This window comes from Klebsiella sp. M041 (assembly GCF_059759695.1).
Genome location: NZ_JCAXWU010000013.1, coordinates 54,608 through 73,599, shown reverse-complemented (window position 1 = coordinate 73,599; position 18,992 = coordinate 54,608). Strand labels below are relative to the sequence as shown.

At 57.6% G+C, this 18,992-nt stretch carries 21 protein-coding genes and 1 other RNA gene; 12 read left to right on the top strand and 10 right to left on the bottom strand.

Annotation, left to right across the window (positions count from 1 at the left end; all coding sequences use genetic code 11):
- Positions 1–3: 3 nt before the first annotated feature.
- Positions 4–999 (bottom strand): ubiquinone anaerobic biosynthesis protein UbiU, encoded by a 996-nt coding sequence (ubiU, locus tag AC6CWS_RS17825; protein WP_004206164.1) that lies wholly within the window; start codon positions 997–999, stop codon positions 4–6.
- Between the two features lie 221 nt (positions 1,000–1,220).
- Here ubiU and ubiT point away from each other — a divergent pair, with 221 nt between their 5' ends.
- The gene (gene ubiT / locus AC6CWS_RS17820) at positions 1,221–1,745 is read left to right on the top strand and encodes a ubiquinone anaerobic biosynthesis accessory factor UbiT (RefSeq protein ID WP_002918231.1); all 525 of its coding nucleotides are present in this window, start codon (positions 1,221–1,223) and stop codon (positions 1,743–1,745) included.
- Positions 1,739–2,242: a GNAT family N-acetyltransferase gene (locus AC6CWS_RS17815; RefSeq protein ID WP_065882611.1), complete on the top strand. Its 504-nt coding sequence runs from the start codon at positions 1,739–1,741 to the stop codon at positions 2,240–2,242. Before ubiT ends, AC6CWS_RS17815 begins: the two co-directional genes overlap by 7 nt.
- Here the strand turns inward: AC6CWS_RS17815 and AC6CWS_RS17810 are convergent.
- Complete coding sequence (locus AC6CWS_RS17810) at positions 2,229–2,519, bottom strand: GIY-YIG nuclease family protein (RefSeq protein ID WP_074186135.1); 291 nt, start codon at positions 2,517–2,519, stop codon at positions 2,229–2,231. The two genes, AC6CWS_RS17815 and AC6CWS_RS17810, sit on opposite strands and share 14 nt — an antisense overlap.
- Before the next feature lie 49 nt (positions 2,520–2,568).
- Here AC6CWS_RS17810 and AC6CWS_RS17805 point away from each other — a divergent pair, with 49 nt between their 5' ends.
- Positions 2,569–3,012 (top strand): YhbP family protein, encoded by a 444-nt coding sequence (locus tag AC6CWS_RS17805; RefSeq protein WP_065882612.1) that lies wholly within the window; start codon positions 2,569–2,571, stop codon positions 3,010–3,012.
- Here the strand turns inward: AC6CWS_RS17805 and AC6CWS_RS17800 are convergent.
- The gene (locus AC6CWS_RS17800; protein WP_004206160.1) at positions 2,974–3,510 is read right to left on the bottom strand and encodes a type 1 glutamine amidotransferase domain-containing protein; all 537 of its coding nucleotides are present in this window, start codon (positions 3,508–3,510) and stop codon (positions 2,974–2,976) included. The two genes, AC6CWS_RS17805 and AC6CWS_RS17800, sit on opposite strands and share 39 nt — an antisense overlap.
- A 128-nt stretch (positions 3,511–3,638) precedes the next feature.
- Here AC6CWS_RS17800 and AC6CWS_RS17795 point away from each other — a divergent pair, with 128 nt between their 5' ends.
- Positions 3,639–4,286, top strand: coding sequence for an NAD(P)H-binding protein (locus AC6CWS_RS17795; RefSeq protein ID WP_023291107.1), 648 nt, complete (start codon positions 3,639–3,641; stop codon positions 4,284–4,286).
- 75 nt (positions 4,287–4,361) lie between these two features.
- Positions 4,362–5,402, top strand: coding sequence for a permease (locus tag AC6CWS_RS17790; protein WP_023291106.1), 1,041 nt, complete (start codon positions 4,362–4,364; stop codon positions 5,400–5,402).
- Between the two features lie 120 nt (positions 5,403–5,522).
- On the opposite strand, the gene dolP is transcribed toward AC6CWS_RS17790, so the two are convergent.
- Genes dolP through AC6CWS_RS17770 form a run of 4 tightly spaced genes read right to left on the bottom strand, consistent with a single transcriptional unit; the run spans position 5,523 to position 9,176 of the window.
- Complete coding sequence (gene dolP / locus AC6CWS_RS17785; protein WP_023291105.1) at positions 5,523–6,098, bottom strand: division/outer membrane stress-associated lipid-binding lipoprotein; 576 nt, start codon at positions 6,096–6,098, stop codon at positions 5,523–5,525.
- A 9-nt stretch (positions 6,099–6,107) separates the two neighbouring features.
- The gene (gene diaA, locus AC6CWS_RS17780; protein ID WP_002918211.1) at positions 6,108–6,698 is read right to left on the bottom strand and encodes a DnaA initiator-associating protein DiaA; all 591 of its coding nucleotides are present in this window, start codon (positions 6,696–6,698) and stop codon (positions 6,108–6,110) included.
- Positions 6,699–6,723: 25 nt separating this feature from the next.
- Positions 6,724–7,110, bottom strand: coding sequence for a YraN family protein (locus AC6CWS_RS17775; protein WP_023291104.1), 387 nt, complete (start codon positions 7,108–7,110; stop codon positions 6,724–6,726).
- On the bottom strand, positions 7,068–9,176 hold the full coding sequence (locus tag AC6CWS_RS17770) for a penicillin-binding protein activator (protein ID WP_048298403.1): 2,109 nt from the start codon (positions 9,174–9,176) through the stop codon (positions 7,068–7,070). Before AC6CWS_RS17770 ends, AC6CWS_RS17775 begins: the two co-directional genes overlap by 43 nt.
- 63 nt (positions 9,177–9,239) lie before the next feature.
- On the opposite strand from AC6CWS_RS17770, the gene rsmI reads away from it, so the two are divergent.
- On the top strand, positions 9,240–10,103 hold the full coding sequence (rsmI, locus tag AC6CWS_RS17765; protein WP_023291102.1) for a 16S rRNA (cytidine(1402)-2'-O)-methyltransferase: 864 nt from the start codon (positions 9,240–9,242) through the stop codon (positions 10,101–10,103).
- A 199-nt stretch (positions 10,104–10,302) separates the two neighbouring features.
- Here the strand turns inward: rsmI and garD are convergent, their stop codons facing one another.
- Positions 10,303–11,874: a galactarate dehydratase gene (gene garD, locus AC6CWS_RS17760; protein WP_023291101.1), complete on the bottom strand. Its 1,572-nt coding sequence runs from the start codon at positions 11,872–11,874 to the stop codon at positions 10,303–10,305.
- Between the two features lie 563 nt (positions 11,875–12,437).
- On the opposite strand from garD, the gene garL reads away from it, so the two are divergent.
- From garL to AC6CWS_RS17735, 5 genes are all read left to right on the top strand, one after another.
- Positions 12,438–13,208: a 2-dehydro-3-deoxyglucarate aldolase gene (gene garL, locus AC6CWS_RS17755; protein ID WP_065882614.1), complete on the top strand. Its 771-nt coding sequence runs from the start codon at positions 12,438–12,440 to the stop codon at positions 13,206–13,208.
- 28 nt (positions 13,209–13,236) lie between these two features.
- Positions 13,237–14,127, top strand: coding sequence for a 2-hydroxy-3-oxopropionate reductase (gene garR, locus AC6CWS_RS17750; RefSeq protein ID WP_065882615.1), 891 nt, complete (start codon positions 13,237–13,239; stop codon positions 14,125–14,127).
- 248 nt (positions 14,128–14,375) lie between these two features.
- An RNA gene (gene rnpB, locus AC6CWS_RS17745) (RNase P RNA component class A) lies at positions 14,376–14,758 on the top strand.
- Between the two features lie 818 nt (positions 14,759–15,576).
- Positions 15,577–16,440 carry a mechanosensitive ion channel domain-containing protein gene (locus AC6CWS_RS17740; RefSeq protein WP_048298396.1) on the top strand — a complete coding sequence of 288 codons (864 nt, stop codon included), beginning with the start codon at positions 15,577–15,579 and terminating at the stop codon, positions 16,438–16,440.
- 149 nt (positions 16,441–16,589) lie between these two features.
- Positions 16,590–16,997, top strand: coding sequence for a Spy/CpxP family protein refolding chaperone (locus AC6CWS_RS17735; RefSeq protein ID WP_032454162.1), 408 nt, complete (start codon positions 16,590–16,592; stop codon positions 16,995–16,997).
- Between the two features lie 73 nt (positions 16,998–17,070).
- Here the strand turns inward: AC6CWS_RS17735 and AC6CWS_RS17730 are convergent, their stop codons facing one another.
- Complete coding sequence (locus AC6CWS_RS17730; RefSeq protein ID WP_004206134.1) at positions 17,071–17,238, bottom strand: protein YhaL; 168 nt, start codon at positions 17,236–17,238, stop codon at positions 17,071–17,073.
- A 24-nt stretch (positions 17,239–17,262) separates the two neighbouring features.
- Positions 17,263–17,964, bottom strand: coding sequence for a pirin family protein (locus tag AC6CWS_RS17725; protein ID WP_065882616.1), 702 nt, complete (start codon positions 17,962–17,964; stop codon positions 17,263–17,265).
- 104 nt (positions 17,965–18,068) lie between these two features.
- On the opposite strand from AC6CWS_RS17725, the gene AC6CWS_RS17720 reads away from it, so the two are divergent.
- The gene (locus AC6CWS_RS17720) at positions 18,069–18,965 is read left to right on the top strand and encodes a LysR family transcriptional regulator (RefSeq protein WP_498256430.1); all 897 of its coding nucleotides are present in this window, start codon (positions 18,069–18,071) and stop codon (positions 18,963–18,965) included.
- Positions 18,966–18,992 lie beyond the last annotated feature (27 nt).

Here is an 18,992-nt window from a genome sequence, read left to right as displayed (position 1 = left end):
TTCTCACTGCCATTTACGGTGATAGGCGCCAAGGGTGGTTTGTGTCCCTTCGGACATGGAGCCAAGGGTTTCCATCCATGCGGATTGCGGCACGAAATTCTGCGGATCGGCTTTGCAGCGATCGATCGCCTGGCGCCAGACTTTCGCCACCTGGGTGACGTAGGCTGGGCTGCGCTGACGGCCTTCGATTTTCACTGAGGCGATATTGGCGGCCATCAGCTCCGGCAACAGTTCCAGAGTGTTGAGGCTGGTGGGCTCCTCCAGCGCGTGATAGCGCTCGCCATCGACCAGGTAGCGGCCTTTACACAACGTTGGGTAGCCCGCGTTTTCCCCATCCTGATAGCGGTCAATCAGCACCTCATTGAGACGCGATTCCAGCCCCTGCGGGGTTTGCTGCCAGCGCACGAAGCGCGCAGGCGAACAGGCGCCGACGGTGTTGGGCGATTCGCCGGTCAGGTAGGAAGAGAGATAGCAGCGGCCTTCCGCCATGATGCACAGGCTGCCGAAGGCAAAGACTTCCAGCGGCACCGGCGTGGCGCGGGCCAGCTGTTTCACCTGGTGAATAGATAACACCCGCGGCAGTACGACGCGCGCCACGTCGAAGTTGCGATGATAGAAGCGAATGGCCTCTTCATTGGTGGCGGAAGCCTGTACCGACACATGGCGTTCTATATGCGGATAGCGCTCCGCGGCGTACTCCAGCATGGCGATATCGGCCAGAATGAGCGCATCGGCGCCCAGCTGAGCCGCCATATCCACCGCGCGCTGCCAGCGGGCGTAGCCGTCGGGGTGGGCGAAGGTGTTGATGGCGATATGCAGCTTACGACGGTGCTGATGCACAAAGCTGACGGCTTCCTGCAGTTTCTTTTCGGTGAAATTAAGGCCGGCAAAGTGGCGGGCGTTGGTGTCATCTTTCAGCCCGATATAGACGGCATCGGCGCCGTTTTCGATGGCCGCCTTAAGCGCCGGAAGGTTACCGGCTGGGCAGAGCAGCTCCATAATTTTTCCTGAAAAATGCGGCCCGTCAGGGACGCTGAATGGTTAACGAGCAGGGATTTTAGTTAACCTTCTGGTGACAATTTTTGATTTGAGGCAGTTAAAAGTGTATTGGCGGCGCCAATAACTGGCTGCCGTCATCGCGTTTTTGTTGATTTACGCCGCTATGTTGTTTATGTGATATGGCACAATAGCGGCACAATTGCATTCATGGAGTAAAGCTTGTGTTGGATAAACTGCGTTCCCGGCTGGTCCACTTTGGCCCGTCTTTAATGAGCGTGCCGGTTAAGCTGGCGCCTTTTGCCCTCAAGCGCCAGGTGCTGGAGCAGGTGCTTAGCTGGCAGTTTCGCCAGGCGCTGGCGGAGGGTGAGCTGGAGTTTCTCGAGGGGCGCTGGTTAAGTATTCATGTGCGTGACATCGGTCTGCTGTGGTATACCTCGGTAGTCGATGGTCGTCTGGTGGTCAGCCAGCAGGCCGACGCCGACGTCAGCTTCAGCGCCGACGCCAGCGATCTGTTAATGATCGCCGCGCGCAAGCAGGATCCGGATACGCTATTCTTCCAGCGTCGTCTGGTTATTGAAGGCGATACGGAGCTGGGGCTGTATGTAAAAAATTTGATGGACGCCATTGAGCTCGAGCAGATGCCCAAAGCGCTGCGCGTGATGTTGCTGCAACTGGCGGATTTTGTCGAAGCTGGACTGAAGAGCCCGCAGAAACCTGAACAGACATCGGTAGGTGAGGCATGCTGATTCGAGTGGAAATTGGGATTGATGCACCGGGAATCGACGCGCTGCTGCGTCGTACCTTCGGCCGCGATGCCGAAGCGCAGCTGGTGCACGATCTGCGTGAAGATGGACTGATCACGCTGGGGGTAGTGGCAACGGATGATGAAGGCCAGGTGATCGGCTACGTTGCCTTCAGCCCGGTTGCGGTGGAAGGTGAAGAGCTGCAGTGGGTCGGCCTGGCGCCGCTGGCGGTGGATGAACGCTATCGCGGACAGGGCATTGGCCGGCAGCTGGTCTATGAAGGGCTGGATTCGCTGAATGAGTTTGGCTATGCCGCGGTGGTGACGCTGGGCGACCCGGCGTTATACCGTCGCTTTGGTTTTGAACCGGCCGCGCGCTTCGATCTCCGCTGCCGCTGGCCGGACAGCGCGGAGGCGTTCCAGGTGCATCGCCTGGCGGATGAAGCCCTCGAAGGCGTCCACGGCCAGGTCGAATACAGCGACCACTTTAATCGTTTTTAAGCCTTGCCAGCAGGGTTTCAACGGTATCCTCTCCGGCAACGAGGCGCTCTTTTTCGCGCTTCGTTAGCTGCTTAATGCGGTATTCCAGCCGCAAAGCAAGTGAGTGTTCACCAACTTCATGACTAAAGGCCAGTCGCAGGTCGCCTTTGCCGCGCAACGCCTTCGCGCCTTTCCCTGCCTGATGCTGGCGAAAGCGGCGCTGCACATCGGTGGTGATGCCGGTATAGAGGCGATTATCCGCGGTTCGAATGAGATACAGAAACCAGCACACGGTCACAAAGTCACTATGGTAAGGTGTATGCACCATAGCATAACGGAGAAGAAAGATGGATACGCTTGCCGCCATTGGCCGCTGGCTGAGTAAACAGCACGTCGTCACCTGGTGCGTCTCCCGTGACGACGAGCTGTGGTGTGCGAATGCCTTTTACGTCTATGACCCGGATGCCGTGGCCTTTTATCTGCTCAGCGAGGAGCACACCCGCCACGGCCAGATGACCGGCGAGCGGGCGAAGGTGGCCGGGACGGTCAACGGTCAGCCCAAGACCGTGGCCCTGATCCGCGGCGTGCAGTTCCAGGGCGAGATCCGTCGTCTGCGCGGCGACGAAGAGGCGCGAATGCGCCAGCGCTACGTCAAGCGTTTCCCGGTGGCCCGCATGCTGTCTGCGCCGGTCTGGGAGATTCGTCCGGACGAAATCAAGTTTACCGACAACACGCTGGGGTTCGGGAAAAAGCTACACTGGCGGCGCGATGCCGGCGCCGAGCAGGCGTAGCGCTTCGCGATTGAAGGCCGGCAGATCGTCCGGCGTTCTGCTGGTGACCAGCTGTTCGTTATCGACCACCACCTCCTGGTCGTAAAACTCGCCCCCGGCGTTTTTCACATCCACAACGATCGGTTTTACCGCCGTGAGCTTGCGCCCGCGGATCACATCGGCGCTGATCAGCAGCTGCGGGCCGTGGCAGATGGCGAAGACCGGCTTCCCGCCGTTGACAAAATCGCGCGTAAAGGTGACAAAGCGTTCATCCCCGCGCAGCTGGTCCGGGGAATAGCCCCCTGGCAGCAACAAGGCATCAAATTCACCCGGTGTGACGTCATCAATGGCCCGATCGATGGCGACCTCTGCTTCTCCCTGTTTACCCTTCACCGTCTTGCCAGCCTGCTTTTCGATCGTCACGACCTGATGCCCGGCGAGCTTAAACGCCTCGGCGGGAGAGGTAAATTCAGAATCTTCAAAGTCGTCGGTAATGAGCACGGCTATCTTTTTACTCATGCTTCCTCCGCTGTCTGGATGGTCAATGAGGTAATTCCATGATGATGGTGGATACTTACCTTGTAAGGTATTAAGCCTGGAACATGAGCGCGAAAGTGCAAGGCAGAGAATTCCGTAAAGGAGAATCAATGAGTCAGGTATTATTGACCGGCGCGACCGGGTTAGTTGGCGGTCACTTACTCCGGCTGCTGCAGAATGAACCCCGCATCAGCACCATCGCCGCCCCGACGCGTCGCCCACTGGCGCCGGCGGAAGGCGTGTTTAATCCGTACGATCCGCAGCTGACCGATGCCCTGGCGCAGGTGGTCGACCCGGTCGATATCGTCTTCTGCTGTCTGGGAACGACGCGCCGGGAAGCGGGAAGTAAAGAGGCCTTTGTCCATGCCGACTTTACGCTGGTTGTTGATACGGCGCTGACCGGCAAACGGCTAGGCGCTCAGCATATGCTGGTGGTCAGCGCGATGGGCGCTAACGCCCACTCGCCATTTTTCTACAATCGGGTGAAGGGGGAAATGGAGGCGGCGCTGATCGAGCAGGGATGGCCGCGGCTGACTATTGCCCGGCCGTCGATGCTGTCAGGCGAGCGGGAAAAAAAACGGGCCAATGAGACCTTCCTCGAACCGCTGTTCCGACTCTTACCGGGGAACTGGAAATCCATTGCGGCCCGCGACGTGGCGATTGCCCTGCTGGAGGAGGCGCTGTCGCCCACTCACGAAGGGGTGCAAATTCTGTCATCGTCCGAGCTGCGGGAGCGCGCCGCGCGGCAGGCGGAATAGCGGTTTGCAAACGCAGGCTTCCGGCGTAGTATTCACGGCTTCAATTCATATCCACATTTCTTGCTGGGGAATGCTATGGCTGGTCAGTCTTCATCTCAGGCGGCGTCACCATTTCAATGGTGGAAACCCGCGCTTTTCTTTCTCGTCGTGATTGTCGGCCTGTGGTTCGTCAAATGGCAGCCGTACTACGGGAAAGCCTTCACCGCGGCGGAAACCCACAGTATCGGTAAATCCATTCTCGCCCAGGCCGACGCTAATCCGTTAAAGGCGGCGTGGGACTACGCGATGGTTTACTTCCTTGCCGTCTGGAAAGCGGCGGTGCTCGGCGTGCTGCTCGGGTCGCTGATTCAGGTGCTGATCCCGCGCGACTGGCTGCTGCGCACCCTGGGGCAATCGCGTTTTCAGGGGACGCTGCTGGGGGCGATTTTCTCGCTGCCAGGCATGATGTGCACCTGCTGCGCCGCGCCGGTCGCGGCCGGGATGCGCAAACAGCAGGTGTCGATGGGCGGGGCGCTGGCGTTCTGGATGGGCAATCCGCTGCTCAACCCGGCGACATTGGTGTTTATGGGCTTTGTTCTGGGCTGGCAGTTTGCGCTGGTTCGCCTGGTGGCGGGCCTGGCGACGGTGCTGATTGTCGCAACGCTGGTGCAAAAATGGGTAAAAGAGGCGGCGACGCAGCCTGCCGTGGTGCCTGAAGCGCAACCGGAAGCGGCCCAGGGCGGTTTCTTTAGCCGCTGGCTGCGGGCGCTGTGGACGTTGTTCTGGAACACCATCCCGGTTTATATCCTTGCGGTACTGGTGCTGGGGGCGGCGCGCGTCTGGCTGTTCCCGCACGCTGATGGCGTGGTGGATAATACCTTGTTCTGGGTCATCGCGATGGCGATCGCCGGCTGCCTGTTTGTGATCCCTACCGCGGCGGAAATTCCGATTGTCCAGACGATGATGCTGGCAGGGATGGGCGTCGCGCCGGCGCTGGCGCTGCTGATTACGTTGCCGGCGGTGAGCGTGCCGTCGCTGATTATGCTGCGCAAAGCCTTCCCGGCCAAAGCGCTGTGGCTGACCGGCGGGCTGGTGGCGCTGTGCGGCGCGATTGTCGGTGCGCTGGCGCTGGTGTAGTGTGCTGTAAACGTACGGATAGCCGGATGGTGTGCCGGGCGGCGCTACGCCTAACCCGGCACATAACGAACAGGGGACTGCAGCCCGGCTAAGCGTAGCGCCAGCCGGGAAACTGCAGCTTTATTTGATGTAGGTAAAGGCGGTAGTCACCCGGGACACGCCGCTCACCCGGCTGGCGATATCCGCCGCCGCGCGGCCTTCACGGTCGGTCACCAGCCCCATCAGGAAGACTTCGCTGTTTTCCGTGGTCACCTTCACGTTCGAGGATTTGACCTGATCGGTGCCCAGCAGCTGCGAACGCACCTTGGTGGTAATCCAGGTATCAGAAGAGGCGGTGCCTAAACCAATCGGCTGGCCCTGGCGCACTTCGTTAAACACTTCCGTGGTTCCTTCCACGCCCATGGCGATTTGCTTGGCGCGGGCTGAGAGGTCCGGCGTCGGCGACTGACCGGTCAGCAGGACTTTGCCCTGATAAGCGGTAACGTTGATGCGGGCCTGTTTCTTAATCTGTTCATCTTTCGACAAGGCGCTATTGACGCGCAGTTCCAGGGTGCTGTCATCGACCTGGGTTCCCACCGTACGCGGGTCCGTTGCGGCTTTAGTGCCGACTGCTGCCGTTCCGACTACCGCGGCGGCAACGCAGCCCTGCAGCAGTAGTGCAGAAAGCAGGATGGCGAGGGGCGAGAGAGCCTTCATGTGTTCTCCTTAATCGTCCTGGTGTGGAAAAAGAGTGTTATCTATCAAATCGCACAGACAGTTGACGGTCAGCATATGCATCTCCTGGATACGCGCGCTGCGGTGCGAGGGGATGCGAATTTCGACATCCTGCTGACCTAACAGGCCCGCCAGCTCACCGCCGTCATAGCCGGTCAACGCGACGATGGTCATGTCGCGGGTCACGGCGGCTTCCACTGCCTTGACGATGTCCCGGCTGTTACCGCGCGTGGAGATTGCCAGCAGCACATCGCCGGCATGTCCCAGGGCGCGCACCTGCTTGGCGTAAATCTCGTCATGCAGGCGATCGTTAGCGATGGCAGTTAAGACCACATTATCGGTGTTTAGTGCAATGGCGGGTAAACCAGGGCGTTCCGTTTCAAAACGATTAATCATGCTGGCAGCAAAATGCTGTGCGTTGGCGGCGGAAGTGCCATTACCACAACAGAGGATTTTGTTGCCGTTGAGCAGGGACTGCACGAGCGTCATCGCCGCCCGGGAGATGGCGTCCGGGAGTGCTTCTGCTGCGGCAATTTGGGTTTGAATGCTTTCGGTAAAGCAGGCTTTGATTCTGTCGAGCACGGGATCCCTTACTTCTGGTATTACGCTATTCGCCAAAGGCGTTTTTTAGCCATTGGATGTCGTTTCCGGTGAAGGCTACCACATCGAAACGGCAATCCACAGTCTCAAAGCTCCCATTCTGTCGGCAGAGCCACAAACGGGCGGCTTTAAGGAGGCGTTGCTGTTTTTGCGGGGTGACGCTGGCCGCCGCGTCACCGTACAGGGCGCTGCGGCGGTAGCGCACCTCGACAAAGACGGTGACGGCGCCGTCGCGCATGATGAGGTCAATTTCGCCGCCACGCTCGCGGGCGTTGGCGGCGATAAAACGCAGGCCCTGGCCTTCCAGCCAGCGGCGAGCACGGTGTTCCCATGCATCGCCGGTCTGTTTGCTTAGCTGGCCGGGACGATTTGTCCCTGCTGGTACTTGAGCCATGACAGTTTCCTGTTAATCACGCAGTCCTGAGTCGCCGTCAGATCGCCGGTATTCCCGTTCAGTTCGAAGCCCGGCGTCTGGCGCATTTGCGTGAAGTGGTTTGCCAGCGACCAGGCGTCAGCGCCCATCGCATACAGACGCGCCAGCGAGTAGTCATTGCGCACCGCAGACAGCGCCTGCTGCATCAGCGCCGGGTTGCTGCCAGCCAGCATCGGGATTTCGCTATACTGCAGGCCTTCCATCTCCAGACGGAAATCCGGACCTGCGGTGCCCTGCGCGCTACGCGAGCTGGCGTACAGGGTGACATTGCTCTGGCTGCCGTTGCGCATCGCGATCATGGGTTTGATATAGCCAATCTGTTCCGGGGTGGCGAGGATGTAGGCCGCGTCGACGCTGCCGCCGCTGCTAACCGGCATCTCATCCGCACTGCCGAGGACGCTGTTCTGCGCTGATGGCAGGGTGGAGACCGGGGTGCCGCTCAGCGCAATGCCCCCTCCGCCGTTAACGCCGGCGCGCAGCTCCGCCGTGGAGCCAAAACGCTGCTGCAGGACGCTGGCGCCGCCCAGCTTCAGCCACTCGTCGGCAAACGCGCTGACCACACGATCGCCCAGCGCGCCGCGCGGAACCAGCAGCAACGGCGTCTGTTTGCCCTGTTGATGGATATGTCGGGCGGCGTCACGCGCTTCGTCTTCCGGCGACAGCGCGAAATAGCAGATATTAGCGCGGCCTTCGACCTTCTCCGGCTGGTTGAGCGCCAGCACGTTGAGCGGCGTATTGCTCTTGATAACATCTTCGACGTTCTCTTTCAGCAGCGGTCCGACGACGAGGGTGGCGCCGTCCTGCTGAGCCTGAGCAAGCAGCTGGCCGATCGGCTGGCTGGTGGTATCGTAAATTTTCAGTTCTGCAGAGGGGTTGGCGGCGGTGGCGACCACTGGCTGCGGCTGTGCGGCCGGGGCAGTGACCGGCTGGGTGGCCGGAGAGGCGGTGGTCTGCGGCGCGGCGACCGCTGCCGGGGCCTGAGCGGCCGGCTCCGCGGCTGGCGTTGCCTGGGTTTGCGCCGGGGCCTGCACCGGTTCAGCGCGACTTCCGGTAGCCGTAAGATCGCTAATTTCCGCCTGCGACGGGCTTACCACGTCATCATTACCGGACGCGTTCGCCGCCTGGGCGACCTGAGCGGGAACCGCGCTGCCCGTCACCGACGGCGCGCCGTTTTTGGCGGCTTCGAAGCCCTGCTGGATGGTACGGCCGAAGATCGACGCCTGGCCGTTCAGCGGCAGGAAAAGCGCAATCTTGTTGATGGAGGCGGGCTTATAGTTTTGCATGTTCACCAGCGCCGTCGGCAGCATTTTGGCGCCCGGGTTTTGCGGGTAGCGCGTCTGCCAGTCTTTGACGCCGGCTTTCAGCAGCGTGGGATCGTTGCGGTTGTCAAACCACATCCGCTGCAGATCCAGCCAGCCCTGGAGGGTATTTTCATCGGCATTGATCACCAGCGCATTGGCCTGATCCTGGGTCATCGCGGTCAGCGCTTGCCAGGTCGCGTCAATATTTTGCTGGCGCTGTTTGGCATCGCTCAGCAGCGGCTGCTGGGCGATTAAGGCGCGCAGCAGCGTAACCGATGGTTTACCCTGGCTGGCATCGATTTGCGCCTGCCAGTAGCGCGCCTGCTGAGGCTGCTCCAGGCTTGCCGGGTCAAGCTTAGCCAACAGCGTACGGGCCCCCTGATAGTCGTTCTGCGCCAGCTTCACTTCTATCGCCAGCAGTGACTGTTCACGGGCCTGGGTGCTGTCCAGGTTCGACGGCAGCTGGTTAAACAGGTCGATGGCCTGCTGCTTCTTTCCTTCCTGCAGCAGTGCACGAATGGCGAGTAATTGCCAGTTGGTCTTGCTATCATTCGTGCTTTGCTGCATCTGCTGCAAGTAGAAACTGGAGTTGGCCTGCGACGTACCCTGCATAAACGCCGTACTTTGATCCTGCGTGTGGGTGCCGCAGCCAGCAAAAAGAAGAGTAGCCAGCAATACGGGCAGACAGCGCGCGGGCTTAGAACGAAGAAATGTTGACGGTACCATAAGTGTCCAGTGATATTTTTTTGGCTCAATGCTCAATATTAAATCGGCAATACGGACGAGACAATGAAACAACACGAATCAGCGGATAATTCTCAGGGGCAGCTCTATATTGTGCCCACTCCGATAGGAAATCTGTCTGATATCACGCAGCGCGCACTGGAAGTGTTGCAAGCCGTTGATTTAATTGCTGCGGAGGATACCCGCCACACCGGTTTGCTGCTGCAGCATTTTGCGATTAACGCCCGCTTGTTTGCGCTTCATGACCATAACGAGCAGCAAAAGGCGGAAACACTTCTCGCTAAACTGAAAGAAGGGCAAAACATCGCGCTGGTCTCCGATGCCGGCACGCCGCTGATTAACGACCCAGGCTACCATCTGGTGCGCACCTGTCGTGAAGCGAATATTCGCGTCGTACCGCTGCCGGGACCCTGCGCGGCCATCGCCGCCCTCAGCGCCGCCGGTTTGCCCTCCGATCGTTTCTGCTATGAAGGCTTCCTGCCGGCGAAATCGAAAGGCCGTCGCGATACCCTGAAAGCGCTGGAAGAAGAGCCGCGTACCCTCATCTTCTACGAGTCGACCCACCGGCTGGTGGAGAGTCTGGAAGATATCTGCGCGGTACTGGGAGAATCCCGCTACGTGGTGCTGGCCCGCGAGCTAACCAAAACCTGGGAATCGATCCACGGGGCGCCGATTGGCGAGCTGGTGGCGTGGGTCAGGGAAGACGAAAACCGGCGCAAAGGCGAGATGGTGCTGATCGTCGAAGGCTTTAAGGCGCAGGAAGAGGCGCTGCCGGCGGCGGCGCTGCGTACCCTGGCGCTGCTGCAGGCGGAGTTGCCGCTGAAGAAAGCCGCTGCGCTGGCCGCGGAGATCCACGGTGTGAAGAAGAATGCGCTGTATAAGTATGCCCTGGAGCAGCAGGGGGAGTGATCCTGTAAAACCAGTGAAAGCCTGGCAAGCCGCCCTTGAGATTGTGAAGGGCGGCTTGAGCGTCATCCGACATGTCGGAAGAAATGTCGGAAGAAATGTCGGAAGAAAAGTGCAGCCCGCCTTCCTTGCCGCACAGCACCCCTAACCAACCAGCCCGGATAAATCCGGGCTTAAAGTGGTTAAACCCTTACGCTCTCGATCAGGTCACCGGCGCCGGGTTAAACACCGCCAGCTGGTTATGCAGACCCCATTGATCGGAGAAGGTTTTCTTGCGTCCGCTGGCGACGTCGAGAATGAATTCGAACAGCTTCAGCCCCACATCCTCAATCGTCTCTTCGCCGGTGGCGATGGTGCCGGCGTTAATGTCCATTAAGTCATACCAGCGGTTAGCCAGCTCGGTACGGGTCGCCATTTTTATCACCGGTACCGCCATCAGTCCGTAAGGCGTGCCGCGGCCGGTGGTGAATACCTGCACCGTGATGCCAGAGGCCACCTGCTGGGTGCCGCAGACAAAATCGCTGGCGGGGGTGGCAGCGTAAATCAGGCCGCGTTTGGTCGGGCGCTGCCCAGGGGAAAGCACCTCAACGATGGCGCTTTTGCCTGATTTGGCAATCGACCCCAGCGCTTTTTCCACCACGTTGGCCAGGCCGCCTTTCTTGTTGCCGGGGGAGGGGTTGGCGCTGCGGTCGGTTTTGCCCATGTCGAGATAGTTATCGTACCAGGCCATCTCTTCCAGCAGGCGTTGACCCACCTCTTCGTTGATTGCCCGCGGGGTCAGCAGATGGATAGCGTCGCGGACTTCGGTCACCTCTGAGAACATCACCGTCGCGCCGCAGCGCACCAGCAGATCGGAGGCGTAACCCACCGCCGGGTTGGCGGTCACGCCGGAGAAAGCGTCGCTGCCGCCGCACTGCATACCCACCACCAGCTCAGAGGCCGGGCAGGTTTCCCGCTGACGCTGGTTGAGTTTCGCCAGATGGCGCTCGGCGACCTGCAGAATGTCATCGACCATTGATTTAAAGCCCACGTGCTTTTCATCCTGCAGGCTGACGATGCTGGCGCTGTCCACCGGGATGCTTTTGACATCTTCGGTCCCCTGCAGCAGGCGTTCGGGCTGCAGCTTTTCACAGCCAAGGCCAATGACCATCACTTCGCCGCCGAAGTTCGGGTTAAGGGCGATATTGTGGATGGTGCGAATCGGCACCACCGCCGCTGGCGCATTAATCGCTACGCCGCAGCCATAGAGGTGATTCAGACCCACCACGCCGTCGACGTTGGGATAGTTCGGCAGCAGGTCGCGTTCAATGAGTTTCACCACGTAATCGACCACGCCCGCAACGCAGTGCACGCTGGTGGTGATACCCAGCAGATTTTTGGTGCCCACGCTGCCGTCGGCATTGCGGTAGCCTTCGAAGGTGTAGCCTTCCAGCGGCGGTAGCGGGGCGGGCACTTTGGTGGCCAGCGGCAGGGTGTTCAACGGCGGGGCGGTAGGCAACTCCACTAACGACTCGTCAATCCAGCTTCCCTGGGGGATGTCGCGCACCGCGAAGCCAATCACTTCTCCGTAACGGATAATTTCACCGCGGGCAGGGATATCCGCCAGGGCGACTTTATGCCCCTGTGGGATGTGCTCGATGAGCGTCAGGCCGTCCGGGAAACGCGTTCCGGCGGTCAATCCCCGATCGTTGACAATAATCGCCACATTATCTGTTGGGTCAACTTTTATATAAAACGCGGTCGGCGATGGTTGTCGAATTGAAATATCGGCCATTGTCCAGTTATCTCCAAACAGGTGCTAAAAATATAATTAAATGGTCATTCTGGCGGGGTAGAGCAGAATAATGAAATAAAGAATGTCAGGTGTGTCGGCATGAAGATGTGATCTAAATCACTCCTTATCGCTATGGACGCGTGCGGTGGGCGGGCAATCGTAAGAAGTGTGGATTAGCGCCCATGGCTTAAGGCGATTGCCCAACTTAAGCTTTAAAAAATGTATTTATATTGTGTTTATGCATAGTGTCTGGCGAGTTGGCGCTGACTATACTGAGTCGTGTTTTTGTGACGTCCGATATCTGCATGGTTGGCCTTTGAATCGCGGGTTAATAATTTAGCCATGACCTAATGAATAATAAAAGATGGTTAATTTGCGATGGGCTTACATTTTCCGGACTCAAGGTCAGGGAATAAAAAAGGACACCCATTCGCCGGTTTACTCTGCGGATAATATTTGGGGTCAGGCGATACGCTTTTCCAGCCTAATGGGCTCTCTCGCCGGGCTGGTGATATAACGAATGAATTGCAGAAGTTAGCAACGGTTAACGCAAGGTAAAAATCATGGATAACGCAATTTTCCCGAACAAATTTAAGGCCGCGCTGGCGGCTCATCAGGTGCAGTTTGGCTGCTGGTGCGCGCTGGCCAATCCGATTAGCACCGAGGTGTTGGGTCTGGCGGGTTTCGACTGGCTGGTACTGGACGCGGAACACGCGCCGAACGACGTCACCACGCTTATCCCGCAGCTTATGGCGCTGAAAGGCAGTTCCAGCGCTCAGGTGGTTCGCGTGCCGACCAACGAGCCCATCATTATTAAGCGCATGCTGGATATCGGCTTCTATAACTTCCTGGTGCCGTTTGTCGAGACGGCTGAACAGGCGGCGCAGGCGGTGGCTTCTACCCGCTATCCGCCGGAAGGGATCCGTGGGGTTTCCGTTTCCCATCGCGGCAATATGTTCGGCACCGTGCCGGACTACTTCGCCCAGTCCAATAAGAACATTTCCGTTCTGGTACAGATTGAGAGCCAGATCGGGGTGGACAACGTCGAGGCGATTGCCGCGATCGAAGGTGTCGACGGCCTGTTCGTCGGCCCGAGCGACCTGGCCGCCGCGCTAGGTCATCTGGGCAATGCCGCCCATCCTGAGGTGCAGCGCGCCATCCAGCATATCTTCGCCAGCGCGAAGAAGCACGGTAAGCCAAGCGGCATTCTGGCGCCGGTGGAGGCCGATGCGCGGCGCTACCTGGAGTGGGGCGCCTCTTTTGTCGCCGTCGGCAGCGATCTGGGCGTCTTCCGTTCCGCAACCCAGAAACTTGCTGATGCCTTTAAAAAATAGTCACCAGGATGAAGAGAGAGAGAACAATATGACAATCAAAGTGGGTTTTATCGGTCTTGGCATTATGGGCAAGCCGATGAGCAAAAATTTGCTGAAGGCGGGTTACTCGCTGGTGGTGTCTGACCGTAACCCGGAAGCGATTGCCGACGTGATTGCCGCGGGCGCAGAGACCGCGACCACGCCGAAGGCGATTGCCGAGCAGTGCGACGTGATCATCACCATGCTGCCGAACTCGCCGCATGTCAAAGAGGTGGCGCTGGGGGAGAACGGCATTATTGAAGGCGCGAAACCGGGCACCGTGGTGATCGACATGAGCTCTATTGCGCCGCTGGCCAGCCGGGAAATCAGCGAAGCGCTGAAGGCTAAAGGCATTGATATGCTGGACGCGCCAGTAAGCGGCGGCGAACCAAAAGCGATCGACGGCACCCTGTCGGTAATGGTCGGCGGCGACAAGGCGGTCTTCGACAAATATTACGAGCTGATGAAAGCGATGGCCGGCTCCGTGGTGCATACCGGCGACATCGGCGCGGGCAATGTGACCAAACTGGCCAATCAGGTGATTGTCGCCCTGAACATCGCGGCCATGTCCGAAGCGCTGACTCTGGCCACCAAAGCCGGCGTCAATCCGGATCTGGTTTATCAGGCGATCCGCGGTGGTCTGGCGGGGAGTACCGTGCTGGATGCCAAAGCGCCGATGGTGATGGATCGTAACTTCAAGCCGGGCTTCCGGATCGATCTGCATATTAAAGATCTGGCCAATGCGCTGGATACCTCCCACGGCGTGGGCGCTCAGCTGCCGCTGACGGCGGCGGTAATGGAGATGATGCAGGCGCTGCGTGCGGACGGTCTGGGCACCGCTGACCATAGCGCGCTGGCTTGTTACTACGAAAAGCTGGCGAAAGTGGAAGTGACTCGCTAACAAGAAGAGCTCTGCGCGGCCCGGTGGTTATGCCTGGCGCAACAGTATCAGACTGCCACGGCGGGGCGAGCCTGGACGCGGTATCGGCGTCGTCTTCCGCGTGTTTACCTCGGTTGCGACGCAGTAAGCGGCGTTTCGCGCGCGTTGGACAATATTTCTCGTGCGTCGCGCAATAGCGCTGCCGCCCTGCAGGCCGGGATGACGACAGAGGGATGACAACGGGCGGTAAACCCACTATACTGCGCGCCGAAGCTGACCAGACAGTCGCCGCTTCGTCGTCGTCCTCTTTCGGGGGGAGACGGGCGGAGGGGAGGAAAGTCCGGGCTCCATAGGGCAAGGTGCCAGGTAACGCCTGGGGGGTGTCACAGCCCACGACCAGTGCAACAGAGAGCAAACCGCCGATGGCCCGCGCAAGCGGGATCAGGTAAGGGTGAAAGGGTGCGGTAAGAGCGCACCGCGCGGCTGGTAACAGTCCGTGGCACGGTAAACTCCACCCGGAGCAAGGCCAAATAGGGGTTCATAAGGTACGGCCCGTACTGAACCCGGGTAGGCTGCTTGAGCCAGTGAGCGATTGCTGGCCTAGATGAATGACTGTCCACGACAGAACCCGGCTTATCGGTCAGTTTCACCTCTTTATGTCAAAACCCCGCTTCGGCGGGGTTTTTGCTATCTGAATCCGTGACGCGGATGAATGACTGTCCACGACGCTATACCCAAAGAAAGCGGCTTATCGGTCAGTTTCACCGCTTTATGTCAAAACCCCGCTTTGGCGGGGTTTTTGCTATCTGAATCTGTGACGCGGATGAATGACTGTCCACGACGCTATACCCAAAAGACAGCGGCTTATCGGTCAGTTTCACCGCTTTATGTCAAAACCCCGCTCCGGCGGGGTTTTTGCTATCTGAATCCGTGACGCGGATGAATGACTGTCCACGACGCTATACCCAAAAGAAAGCGGCTTATCGGTCAGCTTCACCGCTTTATGTCAAAACCCCGCTTCGGCGGGGTTTTGCTATCTGAATCTGTGACGCGGATGAATGACTGTCCACGACGCTATACTCAAAAGAAAGCGGCTTATCGGTCAGCTTCACCGCTTTATGTCAAAACCTGCTTCGGCGGGGTTTTTGCTATCTGAATACCGGCAACAGGATGAATGACTGTCCACGACGCTATACCCAAAAGAAAGCGGCTTATCGGTGAGTTTCAACTATCTCTATAAAACCTCTCGACGAAGGTGTTTATTTTTAATTTCAGTCGGTTGTAAATCAGGTTTGTAGAATATCCACTTTTAAACAGTTTTTTGGCTGCTTTAAACACCGGATTCGTTAATACTGTCACGCTACGATGTTTTATTGTCTATCCGTTAGTCTCCATTCCCTGATTTGCAGCGGTCATCATTCAGCTTAATGGATAGCAGGTTTATAGGTTATCCAGACAGGAGTGATAGACGTGAAAAATGTAGTATTATTCCCGCAGCTCAAATCGGCAATAGCCTGGCTTATCGGTCATGGTGAAACAATTATGCAGTTTGCCTGGAATATCGTGGCAGCGCTGATTATTCTTTTTGTCGGGCGAATGCTTGCAAAAGTCCTCGCTAAAGCCTTCGAGAAAATTCTCTTACGACGCAACGTCGATGCGACAATCGTTCATTTCTTTGCTGCGCTCGTTCGTTATATTACGATGGCTTTTGCGATAATCGCCGCATTAGGTCGGGTAGGGATTGAGACGTCTTCCATCATCGCGGTTATTGGCGCGGCAGGGCTGGCAATTGGTCTGGCGCTGCAAGGCTCGCTTTCTAACTTTGCCGCTGGTGTTCTGTTGGTCACTTTACGTCCTTTTCGGGCCGGCAATTTTGTGCAGGTCGGCGCGATTTCTGGTATGGTGCAGTCCGTACATGTTTTTTCAACAACGCTACTAACCGTTGATAATAAAGAAGTTATTATTCCAAATGGTAAAGTCATCGCCGACAGTATTGTGAATTATTCCTGCCATCCTTTTCGGCGAATCGATCTGACCCTCGGCGTGGCCAGCGAGACTAAAATTGTGCAGGTTAAGCAGGTCATTCAGGCTATCATTGATAGTGAAAAGCGAATCGATCAATCTCGTGGTACTACGGTTCGTCTGCTTGAAATGATGCCGGGCACACTTAACTTCACTGTTCGTGTCTGGGTGAAAAATAGCGAATATTGGGAGACTTATTTTGATTTTCTTGAGGCGATTAAAGAAGCGCTCGATGAACATCAGATCACCCTCGCCGCGCAACGGATGGATATTAATTTAACCTCCTCGACGTTATCGGACCTAAAAAAATAAACAATGTGGATGTTTAGCTTATAGATCATTTGATCTATGAATGCATTCAACCTCTTTTACAATTATGTTCATGCTTTTTTACACATCGCCATTATTGTTCAGGGAATAATAGTGCGTCTTATCATGACGCACTTATACAGGATAATAAAATGACAAAAGTATCACGAGCTATATTATTGACCGCCGCCGTTGCAGGTTTTTCGCTGGCGGCGCAGGCCGCGGAAGTGACTGCGCCAGCACCCGCTAAGGACCCTATCGTTCAGCACTTAAAACTGACTTCCGATCAGGTGAGCAAAATTAACAGTCTGCATCAGCAAATGGAAAAAAACGTTGAGCAGATTTCACAGCAAGACATTAAAGATGGCGCGCTGATTAACGTGATTGATTCCGGTAAATGGAATGAGAAAGCGGTGAAGGATCAGCTGGCGGCATTCAGTAAAATTGATCAACAGGTACGTTATTATCGCGTGAAGTACTATTTTGATGTGAATCAGGTTCTGACGCCAGAGCAGCGCACCCAGGTGAAAAAAGATCTTGCCGACGCGCTGAGTGAATAATGCCATCAGCCCCTTTCGGGGCCGGTATTAGCGGCAGGCCATCAACGATAGCCGAATAATCCATGCTGCAGCTTCAGGCGAGACTTTCTTCATCCCGCAGGCGAATCTCCGCCTCGGCGACGATGGCCTCCAGTTCGCTAAGCATCTCATCATAACCAAAGCTGACGACGCCGACGGTTTCCGGCGGCGTCGGGGCTAGCGGCGTCGGAGACGCCTTTTTTCTGTTTTTCTTCTTACTCACTGACAGACTCCATCCCTTCCGTTGTTACACCGGTAAATCTATCAGCAAAGCGCGCAGCGGCGTATCGGCGACGAGGGTAATGTTAGCTTCGTCACGAATAAATGCCCCATCACCACAGGTGAGAGCCTGTTTGGGTTGTTCCTGCGCGACGGCATGGACGGTGCCGTGGATCGACTGCAGGTAGGCGCGCGGGCCATGCAATTGCACGTTGATCTGCTCACCTTTTTCCAGCGCGATATGATAGACCCAGGCCTGCTGGCGAAGCTGGAGGCTATTATTCCCCCCATCCGGTGAGGCCAGCAGCTGTAGCGGCGCCTTGGCGACCTCGATTTTCTGCTGCAGCGGGTTTTCCCGCTGCGGGCAGGCATCGAGCCATAGCTGCATTCGCGTTAACGACTGCTCTTTGCTCAGATTGTGCTCGCTATAGCTCACGCCAGGCTGAGTGGCGATAATCAACGCGTCGCCGGCCCTGGCCTGCAGGTGATTGCCGTCGCTGTCGCGATACTCCGCTTCGCCTTCCAGAATCAGGTTCAGGATATCGACCTTGGGATACGTTCTGGCCTGGAACGAGGCCCCGGGGGCCAGCACTTCCTGATTGAGAACGCGTAAGGACGCGAAGCCCAGTAATTTTGGGTCGAAGTAGTGGCCAAAGGAGAAGGTGTAGCGGGCCTGCAGCCAGCCGAAGTCTGCTTGTCCGCATTGTTTGGCTGTTCGGGTAGTAATCATGTTCTTGACCTCTCTTTACACTAAATCAATGGTAAAGGTATGGACGCTGTATTGTTAGCCAGATATTCTGCCCGGTATGTTCAAATTTCCTGAATGAGAAAGCGATGGCTAAAGAGAGAGCATTAACGCTGGAAGCGTTACGCGTGATGGATGCGATCGATCGTCGCGGGAGCTTCGCTGCCGCGGCTGATGAGCTGGGACGCGTGCCTTCCGCCCTGAGCTACACCATGCAAAAACTGGAGGAAGAGCTGGACGTGGTGCTGTTTGACCGCTCAGGTCATCGCACAAAGTTCACCAACGTCGGGCGTATGCTGCTGGAGCGCGGTCGCGTGCTGCTCGAGGCGGCGGACAAGCTCACCACCGATGCCGAAGCCCTGTCTCGCGGTTGGGAAACTCACCTGACGATCGTCACCGAAGCGCTGATGCCCACGCCGGATCTGTTTCCGCTGATTGAGAAACTGGCGACCAAGTCCAACACCCAGCTGTCGATTATCACCGAGGTGCTGGCCGGCGCCTGGGAGCGGCTGGAGCAGGGGCGGGCGGATATCGTTGTCGCGCCGGATATGCATTTTCGTTCTTCCTCGGAGATTAACTCGCGCAAACTCTATTCGGTGCTCAGCGTGTACGTCGCGGCGCCGGACCACCCGATCCACCAGGAGCCTGAACCGCTCTCCGAGGTCACCCGCGTCAAATACCGTGGCGTCGCGGTGGCGGATACCGCGCGCGAGCGGCCCGTTCTCACCGTTCAGCTGCTGGATAAACAGCCGCGCTTAACGGTGAGCACCATTGAAGATAAGCGTCAGGCGCTGCTGGCCGGATTAGGCGTGGCGACCATGCCCTATCCGCTGGTGGAGAAGGATATTGCTGAAGGACGCTTGCGGGTGGTCAGTCCGGAATATACCAATGAAATTGACATTATCATGGCCTGGCGACGGGACAGCATGGGCGAAGCGAAGTCCTGGTGCCTGCGTGAAATCCCTAAGCTGTTTGCCGGCAGATAGTCGAGGACGCTCCTCCCGCTAGCGGGA